6 protein-coding genes are annotated in these 11536 nt (G+C 45.5%); 5 read left to right on the forward strand and 1 reads right to left on the reverse strand.

Annotated elements, in window-relative coordinates; all coding sequences use genetic code 11:
* Positions 1 to 46: 46 nt before the first annotated feature.
* Positions 47 to 2125: a bifunctional tRNA (5-methylaminomethyl-2-thiouridine)(34)-methyltransferase MnmD/FAD-dependent 5-carboxymethylaminomethyl-2-thiouridine(34) oxidoreductase MnmC gene (gene mnmC, locus A136_RS16760; RefSeq protein WP_017063426.1), complete on the reverse strand. Its 2079-nt coding sequence runs from the start codon at positions 2123 to 2125 to the stop codon at positions 47 to 49.
* Between the two features lie 128 nt (positions 2126 to 2253).
* Between mnmC and fabB the strand changes: the two genes are divergently transcribed.
* The 5 genes from fabB to A136_RS16790 all read left to right on the forward strand — a co-directional run.
* Positions 2254 to 3465, forward strand: coding sequence for a beta-ketoacyl-ACP synthase I (gene fabB, locus A136_RS16765; protein WP_017062353.1), 1212 nt, complete (start codon positions 2254 to 2256; stop codon positions 3463 to 3465).
* Positions 3466 to 3950: 485 nt separating this feature from the next.
* Complete coding sequence (locus A136_RS16775) at positions 3951 to 5084, forward strand: 4-phosphoerythronate dehydrogenase (RefSeq protein WP_017062351.1); 1134 nt, start codon at positions 3951 to 3953, stop codon at positions 5082 to 5084.
* 12 nt (positions 5085 to 5096) lie between these two features.
* The gene (locus tag A136_RS16780) at positions 5097 to 6110 is read left to right on the forward strand and encodes an aspartate-semialdehyde dehydrogenase (RefSeq protein WP_017063427.1); all 1014 of its coding nucleotides are present in this window, start codon (positions 5097 to 5099) and stop codon (positions 6108 to 6110) included.
* 207 nt (positions 6111 to 6317) lie between these two features.
* The gene (locus tag A136_RS16785; protein WP_017063428.1) at positions 6318 to 10997 is read left to right on the forward strand and encodes a FimV/HubP family polar landmark protein; all 4680 of its coding nucleotides are present in this window, start codon (positions 6318 to 6320) and stop codon (positions 10995 to 10997) included.
* A gap of 194 nt (positions 10998 to 11191) precedes the next feature.
* On the forward strand, positions 11192 to 11536 hold a 345-nt coding region (locus tag A136_RS16790; RefSeq protein ID WP_017063429.1), incomplete at its 3' end, for a tRNA pseudouridine synthase A.

An 11536-nucleotide genomic window follows, 5' to 3' on the forward strand; every position in this document is an offset into this window, starting at 1 on the left:
TCAGATATTCAGAAATTTCAGATGTTCAAAATAGCTGAACTAGAAACTACGGCTTTGATTTAGAATGCTTGTCAGCAACCCATCCAGCCGTTAATGCCTTACCTTTACGCAGTCTGCGTACCCACATTCGACTTGGGTGAATCGCCTCAAGCACATCAACAGGCAAGGGCAGCGGATCGCCACAGATCTGTGATGCTAATACTTCAGCCAATAATGGTGCAGAGCTCAAACCACGTGAACCCAGTCCGATAAAGCAATAAAGGTTAGGGAAGCTTGTTACCGTTTCTACATCCTCAACCGAGTCACGCTGCGGGTTGAAGTTGTGGAGATCTTGGTACTGCTCCTTAATGGCTTCAAAGTCACCAACGTTTCCGACAAACGGAAGGTGGTCACGGCTTACGCTTCGGATACCTTGGCGCGCTAAGTTGTCACTGGTATCGACATCTTTTGTCCATGCTTGGTCTGGTAGTGACCCATGTAGGCGCTCGCCATTGTGCTGCTGAACCTCAATATCAAATTCTTGGTCGATATTGGTTTTGTCGTAGTTCGCACCAATACAGTGATGACCATTGTTGGGGTTCTGTGGCGTCAAATAGCCATCAAAGCACAACACGGTTTTTAGCTGGCTGAGATTTTCCGTGGTCGGAATATGGCTCACTTGGCCTTTAACCGGAGTCAGTGGTACTGGCTGAGTTTGTTCAAACTGAGTGAACTTGTGTCCGTTTGCGACAACTACTTGGTCGTGCTTGGTTTGAATCTCACCTTGAGGTGTATCCATCGTCAGTATCCATTGTTGTTCAGCTTCGAGCCACTCAAGTTGCGTTACTTGATGTTGATAGTGCGCGCTCACTTGGTTGCTCTCTTCTAACTTGCTAATCAAGCCTTGAGTCAGTTGCAGAGGGCTTAGCCAACCACCCAGCGGAAAGTAAACACTCTCTTTATCGACGGGTAAGCCAATCTTTTCGTTGGCTTGCTCTGGCGATAAACGCTGAATCAGGTCGGTGTGGAAGTTGCCTTCCAACATGCGGTTGAGCTTTTTAGTGGAGCCTTGATCCCACATCAAGATGTTCACGCCACACCAACTGTGATCAAATTGAATAGACTGAGCCGCTTGATTAATAAATTGACGAGCAAACAGTAATCCCGGGCCAAACACGCGAGACACGTTCGAGGTCGCTTCGCTTAATAGCGGGTAAATCGCACCTTGGTTGTTACCTGAGGCATTGCCCGCAGCTTGTGGATGTTCACAATAAAGGGTGATGTTTTTACCACGACGGCTTAGCGTTTTGGCTAATGCAGCACTGGCGACACCACCACCAATGATCGCAATGTCTTGGGATTCAGTGTGTTGAGCGAGGCCATACCAAGGTTTGATGTTGGTGTGAGCGTGCTTTTCGCCAAGTCGGCCGGCGATCATTTCTCGCTTAGTACCAAAGCCTTTGACCTTTTTCATTTCAAAGCCAGCTTCAATTAAGCCACGGCGAACAAAGCCAGCAGCGGTGAAGGTGGCGCAGCTACAATCTTGCTTAGCGAGCTTAGCCATGCCGTTGAATAGGTTTTGATTCCACATCTCTGGGTTCTTGCTCGGAGCAAAACCGTCTAAGAACCAAGCATCAACCAAACCTTCACGCGGGGTTGGTACGTTGGGCATGCAATCTTTAATATCGCCAAACCACAAATCAAGCGTGATTGCACCGTCGCCCAGCACAATGCGGTGACATTCAGGTAGAGCAATAGGGTAGTGTTCTTGGAGTTGCGTCGCATACTCGGCTAATTCTGGCCACGATTGGTGTGCTTTGATCAGATCCTCTTTATTTAAAGGATATTTTTCAAAACTGATGAAATGTAACTCTTTGGTCATCGCTTGTGGGTTATCTTTAAGAAAAGCATCGAACCATTGCCAAACTGCAAGAAAGTTCAAACCTGTGCCAAAGCCGGTTTCAGCAATCACAAAGCGGCGTTGTTCATGTTCAAGCCAACGCTCTGGAAGGTGGTTTTGCTTTAAAAAGACGTAGCGAGTTTCTTCTAAACCGTTAACATTGGAGAAGTAAACGTCGTCAAATTGGTCTGAAACTGGCGTGCCAGACTCATTCCATTCCAGTTCTGCATTAGTAATTGAAGTCATAAAATCTATCATTTTGTGATTTGAAGCGATATGTTGGTAGGGATTGTACGAATTTCTAGGAAAGCTGACCACTTTTGTTAGGCTTCTTAGTTATCATCTAGCTGAATTTAGAATTATAGGAATGTCACATGAAACGAGTCGTAATCACCGGTATGGGTATTGTTTCAAGTATCGGTAACAACGTCGAAGAAGTTTTAGCATCACTGAAAGAGGGTAAATCTGGTATTACCGCTTCAGAGCAGTTCAAGGAAAATGGCTTGCGCTCTCAAGTATGGGGTAACCTAAAAATGAACCCTGCTGACCATATCGATCGCAAAAAAATGCGCTTTATGGGTGATGCAGCGGCATTCGCTTATCTTTCAATGGAGCAAGCAATTGCTGATTCTGGCTTAACTGAAGATCAAGTATCTAATGACCGCACGGGTATCGTTGCGGGTTCAGGTGGTGCTTCATCTCTAAACCAAGTAAACGCGGTAGACATCATCCGTGAGAAAGGCGTGAAGCGCGTTGGTCCATACATGGTTCCACGTACAATGGCTTCTACGGTTTCTGCTTGTCTAGCAACTCCTTTCAAAATCCGTGGTGTGAACTACTCTATGAGCTCTGCATGTGCGACATCTGCACACTGTATTGGTCACGCAATGGAGCTTATCCAACTTGGTAAGCAAGACGTTGTATTCGCTGGTGGCGGTGAAGAACTGGATTGGTCTCTGACTATGATGTTCGACGCAATGGGCGCACTTTCTACTAAGTACAACGACACGCCAGAGCTGGCTTCTCGTACCTACGATGCAGACCGTGATGGTTTCGTTATCTCTGGTGGCGGCGGCATGTTAGTTATCGAAGAACTTGAGCACGCTGTTGCTCGTGGCGCAAAAATCTACGGTGAAATCGTAGGCTACGGCGCAACTTCAGATGGCTACGACATGGTTGCTCCTTCTGGTGAAGGTGCGGTTCGTTGTATGAAGATGGCGATGCAAAACGTTGATGGCGTTGATTACGTGAACACTCACGGTACTTCAACTCCAGTTGGCGACGTTAAAGAGCTAGGCGCTATCCAAGAAGTATTTGGTGGCAACAGCCCAGCAATTTCTGCAACTAAAGCGATGACAGGTCACGCTCTAGGTGCTGCTGGCGTACACGAAGCTATTTACTCAACGCTAATGCTAGATAACGGCTTTATTGCTCCAAGCATTAACGTTTCGAACCTAGACGAAGCTGCTGCTGGCCTAGACATCGTAACTGAAGCTCGTGATCAAGAGCTAACTACAGTTATGTCTAACAGTTTTGGTTTCGGCGGTACGAACGCAACGCTAGTAATCAAAAAGTACCAAGCTTAACTTAAGCTTGAGTTACAGAGACAAGGTTAATCGTTAAAGGGTTGCGCTAGTGCCGATTCAACACGCACAGGTCACCCAGTAATAATGACCATCAGAACAAAGTTTTTAGACGCAGGTTGGTAAACGTGTTTTTTGAACATAGTTTTTAAATCTGGGTTTAGAGATTGAAAGGTTTCCAGAGCTTGACCAGTACTGACTTTGGTTAGTACTGGTTGAACAGACGCAAGACTCTGTCTCCTGGAGAGCGAGATAGGATCCTTTTGTTCTGGATGTTTGCCCGATTGTTTATTCAATCGGGCATTTTTCGTTTTAGCCGTTTGATCTTGGGTGTTCACTCTGGTTTCGGTTCTTGTCTGCCAAGGTTAGGTGATTCAGCCCTTTATTTATAATGTATTCCAATTGCTACTCGACACCGTGTGTGGAATTTTGCACAATCATTTCAATTCACATTTAGGTCGATAGACCCCAACAAAAGTACTCGCCAAATGAAAATCTTAATCGACGAAAATATGCCTTACGCTGAAGCGCTTTTTAGCCAGCTAGGGGAAGTGACAATGAAGTCTGGTCGCACATTAACAGCTGACGACCTAGTTGACGTAGACGCATTGATGATTCGCTCTGTTACCAAGGTAAACGAGTCATTGATCAGCAAAGCCAATAAGCTGAAGTTTGTTGGTACTGCGACGGCTGGCATGGATCACGTTGACCAAGAGTTGATGAAAGAGCGTGGCATTTTCTTTACTGCGGCACCTGGTTGTAACAAGGTGGGTGTTGCTGAGTACGCGTTCAGTGCGATGATGGTGCTTGCGCAGCAACAAGGCTTTTCTGTTTTTGATAAAACGGTTGGTATTATCGGCTGTGGTCAAGTGGGCAGTTACTTAGCGAAGTGCCTTGAAGGTATTGGTATCAAAGTTCTGCTGAACGACCCTCTAAAACAGCAAGAGGGTGATACGCGCGAATTTACTGAGTTAGAGACTTTGCTTGAACAATCAGACGTTATTACATTACACACGCCAATCACTAAGACGGGTGAGTATCCAACGCATCACTTGATCAGTGAGCAAGTGCTGAACAACTTACGTGCTGATCAAATCCTGATTAATGCAGCTCGCGGTCCTGTGGTTGATAACCAAGCGCTAAAAGCTCGCCTGCAAAAAGCCGATGGTTTCACTGCAGTGCTTGATGTGTTTGAGTTTGAACCTGAAGTCGACTTTGAGCTTCTTCCGTTACTCGCTTTTGCAACGCCTCACGTAGCGGGCTACGGTTTAGAAGGTAAAGCGCGTGGTACCACGATGATCTTCAACAGTTATTGTGAATTTTTAGGTACTGAACAGCGTGCGTATGCAAGCGACTTATTGCCGACAGCGCCTGTACCTCAAATGAAATTAGATAGAGCTTGGGATGAAGCAACACTGCACAATTTGACTCAGTTGATCTATGATGTGCGCAAAGACGACGCCTTATTCCGTCGCAATATCGTTACGCCGGGTTCTTTTGACAAGATGCGTAAAGAATATTGGGACCGCAGAGAGTACAGTGCAGTCGAGTTAACGGGCGACGAATCTTGTAATTTAACGCCGTTATCTAAACTCGGTTTTATGGTAAAGCCAACTTTATAAAAGAGAGAAACAATGAGCCAAGAATTTAATATTGCTATTTTAGGTGCGACTGGTGCGGTTTGTGAAACCATTCTTGAAGTACTTAAAGAGCGTAAATTCCCTGTCGGTGAAATGCACTTACTAGCAAGTGAACGTAGTGAAGGCAAAACTTCCCGTTTTAACGGCAAAACAATACAAGTACAAAACGTAGAAGACTTCGATTGGTCTCAAGTACATATTGCGTTTTTCTCTGCAGGTAGCGAGCTTTCAGAGCGTTGGGCTCCAATTGCGGCTGATGAAGGTGTGGTTGTCATCGATAACACATCACGCTTCCGTTACGAATACGATGTTCCTCTGGTTGTGCCTGAAGTGAACCCTGAAGCGATTGCTGAGTTCCGTAACCGTAACATCATCGCGAACCCTAACTGCTCGACTATCCAAATGGTAGTAGCGCTAAAACCAATTCACGATGAAGTGGGCCTTGAGCGTATTAACGTTTCAACTTACCAATCTGTGTCTGGTGCAGGTAAGCCAGGTATCGATGAGCTAGCGGGTCAAACGGCTAAGCTTCTTAACGGTATGCCAGCTGAAAACTCAGCGTTCTCACAACAAATCGCTTTCAACTGTATTCCTCAAATCGATGAATTTACAGAGAACGGCTACACGCGTGAAGAGATGAAGATGGTTTGGGAAACTCAAAAAATCTTTGCTGACTCTTCAATCACAGTGAACCCGACTTGTGTCCGCGTACCAGTATTTTACGGTCACGCAGAATCTCTACACATTGAAACTCGCGCACCAATCGGTGCAGAGCAAGTGGTTCAGCTTCTAGAGAACACAGAAGGTGTTGAAGTATTCCAAGCGCTAGACTTCCCAACTCAAGTTCGTGATGCAGGTGGTAAAGACCACGTAATGGTTGGTCGTATTCGTAACGACATCAGCCATCACAGTGGCGTAAACATGTGGGTTGTCGCTGATAACGTTCGTAAAGGCGCAGCAACAAACGCAGTTCAAATCGCTGAAGTTCTGATTCGCGATTACTTCTAAGCTTTATTGCTTTGATAAAAAAGCCTCACTCTTTAGTGGGGCTTTTTTAATCGATTAAAAATATTGTTAGTCAAATTGTGTGAAATTGCTGCGAATATTGTTGCTGCAACACATTTTTTGTTTTCATCTCTATAGTTTTACGTCATTTATCCGATATATTTAATAGATCATCACTTTTCCGAATTTAAGCACCTAGCTGAGCCTTTTATGTTTCAAATTTTCAAGCCGTGGTTAATGCCTTTTGCCTTTATCATCGCGACTCAGATTTCCGTTGTTCGTGCAGATTCCATTCGAGTTGTAGGGCCTAATGGCCAGATACAATCAGCGCCTACGTTTTCAGAACCACTTCAAAGAGCGCAATCAAATAGCGCTGAGCCTTCACGTTTCTATGGTCCAACTCGCGGCTCAGAAACATTGTGGTCTATTGCCTCAAAGTTACGCCCTGATAACTCCGTTTCAGTCCAACAAACTCTGTTGGCTATTTATCGCTTAAACCCACAAGCGTTTGAAAACCAGAATATCCATAGCCTGCTGCCTGCGAGCAATCTACGCGTGCCTTCTTTAGAGCAAGCACGTGCAAGCTCGACGCAGCAAGCTATCAACATCATGAACTCACATCTTGCTAAGCTTGATGCTCCTGCAAGTAAGCCTGTCGCTTCAAAACCCAAAGCGCCGAGTTCTGATGCAAAAAATGTTACTCCTGCTAAGCAAGTAAGCACTACTGAAATTGCTAAAAAGCCATTGTCTCCAACTCAATCATCTCTAGCTCAATCTGCACCAACCCAAGAGATGAACAAGTTAGAGAAGCAGCTAGAGCTTTCAGAAACTGAACTGCTGTCACTTGAAGAGAAAAATCACCAACTTCGTTTGATGTTATCGAATGTTCAATCGGAAGTGGATGAGCTAAAAACAGAGCTCAGTGATGAAGACCGCATTCGTAGCGAAGTGGAAAAGCTGCTTGATGAAGAGCGCAGAAAGAACGCCGAAATTGAAAAGATGGCACCAAGTGTCATGGACGAACTGTTATCGAATGGTTGGTTAGTGGCGGCTCTTGCGATTATTCCAGGTCTGCTCATTGGTTTGATCGTTGTGATGCTGTTAGGCCGTCGTTCTAAAAATGATGAGCAACAGCAGACGACTCAAGAACAACCGCTCCAGCCAGAACCAAGTACCGTTGCACCTATTACATTGGGCGACGAGATGGACGACCTTAACGAGCTGTCTTTAGATGATGACTTGTTTGGTACGGAAGATGACGCCAACAAGCTGTTTGACGATCAAGCGCTAGCCGAAGAGGATGATGTCTTTGCTGGTTTAGATGAATCTGATCTCGATTTCAATCTAGATGGTGAAGACGATGACCCATTTGCTAGCATTGGCGAAAACGGTGATTTAGACACCAACTTCGACGATCTAGATTTAGACAGCAGCAACGGCATTAGTGTTAATGGCGAAGAGAAAGCGCTTGGCCTTGAAGAGATGGAACGTGCGCTAGACAAAACAGCGGAAAGCGCCGTCGATACTGATGATGTCGACTTTGATCTTTCTGATGATAACGCAATGTCTGCTGATGACATTGAAGCTTTACTATCTCAAGAGTCTGAAACTGAAGATCTCGGTTCCAACGAGCTAGACCAATCTTTATTAGATGATCTGTTTGCTCTTGATGACGAAGATGACGACAGCTTCGATATTGATGCTCTAATCTCTGAACAACAGTCCCCTGAGCCAGCTTCACCGACAGCGAATGATGATATTGATGACATCTTTGCCCAAGTTGCTGCTCAGAACGATCAAGCGAATGACCCTTTCAACCTCGATAGCGACGATGAGATTGCCACTAACCTAAACAGTGGTTTGGCGTCTGATGATGATATCGAAAACATTCTGTCTCAGTTCGATAAGCCCATCGTAAATGAAGAACCTCAAGACAGCGTTGATCTGCTTGATGAGCAACTGGCAGGCGATGACGTAGACCTAAGTAACTCGACAGACCTTCTTGATGAGATGCTAGGGGACGATTCGGATGATGAGTCTGAAAGCGAACCTCTTGGCTTTGATTCTCTGTCTGAGCTTGAAGAGCTTTCTGGTTTATCGACCGATGATGACCTCAACATCGCAGAAGACAGCACGGAAACCTTGGATGAATTAATAGGTGACTCTGACGAGGATGATTTCGAACTCGACGCCGAAAGTACCGACTTATTGGATGATTTCCTTGATAGTGAATTGTCAGATGATGAGCTTTTAGCGGATGCATCAAAATCAGAATCTCTAGACCCATTTGATGACTTACTGACAAGTGGCATTGAAGACGAGCTTGAATCTGAAGATAAGACGTTTGATAAAGAGTTAGACGCAGCCTTTGGTTTGGACAACGCCAATGAGGAGCCTGAAAAGGACTCAGACGTTGAGCTTACTCCGTTAACCTCTGAAGGTGAGCCTGAGCAAGATCCGGACATTAGTGAAACACCACAACCTGAAGTCGTTACTGATGAATCGTTAGATTCTGAAATGACTCAAGAAAGTTCTGACATTAAGCCAGAAAATGATGAAGCCTTTAATCGTGATGGTTTTATCGATGATTTGTTCGGTGTCGCACCGGCAACGGATGCTTTGCTTGATGACTCGTTAGAAACAACAGACGAAGCGTTGATTGATGAGTTAATGACTTCTGATGACAATGATTTGTTGCCAGCAATAGAAGAGCCTGTTGAACCATCAATTGACAATACGGTTGAACCAGAGCAAGCGTCTCTTTTAGACAGCGACGAAGTATCAGCGCAAGAAACCGCATCATCGGTTGAAGATGATGAACTGGATATCGACTCGCTGTTATCTGAGAATTCTGATTTTGACAAACCAGATTTTGAAGAGCGAGTTAAAGAAGAAACCGCACAACAAGAACCAGAGCCGAAAGAAGCCGACGTACAAGAGCAAGCTTCGCCATCGTCTTTGAACGATATCTCTGAAGATGAAGAAGAAACGGTTGAAGACTGGTTAGCTGAAGCCATCGACGATGTAGAGTCGCCAGCGAACATTGACTCTGATTTTGACTTTGAACCGAAAATCCAAGGTAGCGATCAGCTTGAAGATGTCGTTGAATCCTTGCCAGAGCCAGAGCCAGAGCCAGAGCCAGAGCCAGAGCCAGAGCCAGAGCCAGTTCGTGCTGCAAACATGCCAGAGATCATTCCAAATGAATTTGGTGTGCCAGAAGACGATGATTGGCTGATTGAAGATGAGGCGTCTGAACCAGAAGCATTAGCGGAAACTGACGTAACACCAGAGCTAGTGACACCTGTCGCTGAACCGAAAGTTGAAGCTACACCACAAGCGGAAGTAGCAGAACAAGCTGAAGTTCTAGGACAAGAAGGCGAAGAAGAATTCTCGTTTGATGACTTCGAATTGCCAGAGTTTAATGAAGAAGATGCACTAGCGGAAGCTGATGCTGAATCAACACCAGAACCAGTAACGCCAGCTATTGATGCTCAACCAAGTGTTGAGCCTCAAACTGAAGCCCAAGTTATAGCTCAGGCGCAAGACGACGAAGAGTTTTCGTTTGATGATTTCGACTTACCAGAGTTTAGTGAAGAAGACGCACTAGCGGAAGCTGATGCTGAATCAACAACAGAGCCAGCAACGCCTGCTATAGACTCTCAATCAAGTGTTGAATCGCAACCTACCGCTGAGCCTCAGTTAGATGCTGCACCACAAGTTGAAACTGCGAAACCAGAAAGCGAAGAAGAATTCTCGCTTGATGACTTCGAACTACCAGAGTTTGGTGAAGACGATGCGTTAGCGGAAGTGGTGAGTGAACCAGATGAAGCACAGTTAGAGCAAGACTTAGCGCCTGACACAGAGAAGTTCGAGTTCGATGACCTTGATCTTCCGGAGTACGATGAAGAAAGCGCAAAAGCAGACTCTGTTTTAGATGATATTGAGCAAAGCAATGCCGAGCCGGTGGCGGAAGCCCAAGGCGTAGAGTTCGATGAGTTTGATTTACCGGAATATGGTGAAGATGAAGCCATCTCTGATGCGTTTGCTGAGAAGCCAACACCACTGACTTCTTTCAGCCCACAAGGCGAAGAGCAAGATGCGTTGCATGATCTGTTCTCAAATCCGCAGAGCTATAGTCAGGCTGATGATCTCTCGAATGCTGAAGACTCTGAACCGGCTGGTTTTGCACAGCCAGAACAATCACTGAGCGCGGCTTCAGAGCCAAACTCAACGCCTGCAGCGGTTCAAGACGAGCCACTAGAAGGCTTTGATGAGACAGCATTAGCTGAGTTGCTTTCTGAAGATGTTCAAGACTCTGTCGACAACATGTTCGATAAGCCATTGGACGCAACTTCGATTGATAGCGCAGGGTTAGATATTGACGCCATGCTTGAAGTCGGCGGCGAAGACTGGAAAGGCTTTAACCTAGCGCCAGAACAACAATCGAGCATGCATAATGATGTGCCTGATGACCAACAAGAGATTTGGGCATCGGCTGAACAGCAAGCTGAACCGAAAATCAAAGAAGAGAATTGGGCTGAACAAGACAATTTAACCGAATCAGGCAACAGTCGTGATAAGCAGTACATGACGATTGATGAGCTAATGGCTCAAGTCGAGCAAGAAGGTGAAGAAGTCATTAATCCAGACGATGAAGAGCTTAAACTGGATGTGGGTCTTAACGAATTCCCTGATGTTATCGGTGATATTGGCAATTATGATGTCGACAGCAATGCAGAAGCTGCGGGTAAGCTTGATTTGGCCAAAATCTACATCGAGATGAGTGACTCGCAAGGGGCAATTAAGCTTCTAGAAGAGGCAATCGTTGACGGCAGCGATGATATTCGTCGAGAGGCAAAAAATCTTATCGATACGTTAAACGGTCGATAAATTTACAAATCAGAAAGGGTAGCGTTGGCTACCCTTTATTTTAAGGCGATACAGAGCGCTATCGTTTCATTTGGTTTTTCAACAGCATCGTCTCGGTCGATGCTGATTGTTTATTGAAGTTTTAGCCCCATCCTATTTGGGCTAGCACTGATTTCCGTATATACTTCTCGCCCATTTTCAAAGAGAACAAGAACATGAAAATTGCTTTAGGTATTGAATATAACGGTACCCACTACTTTGGTTGGCAGCGCCAACGAGACGTGAAAAGTGTCCAAGAAGAATTGGAAAAGGCTCTTTCAGTTGTCGCGAATCACCCTGTAGAAGTTATGTGCGCAGGTCGTACAGATGCCGGTGTTCACGGTACGGGACAAGTCGTTCACTTTGAAACTAATGTCGATCGTAAAATGGTGGCATGGACAATGGGCGCGAATGCCAACATGCCAAAAGATATTGCGGTTCGTTGGGCGACAGAAGTGAATGAGGATTTCCATGCTCGTTTCTCGGCTACTGCCCGCCGTTATCGCTACATTATCTTTAAC

It is taken from the genome of Vibrio crassostreae 9ZC13, assembly GCF_000272045.2.
GTDB classification, from domain to species: Bacteria; Pseudomonadota; Gammaproteobacteria; order Enterobacterales; family Vibrionaceae; genus Vibrio; species Vibrio crassostreae_C.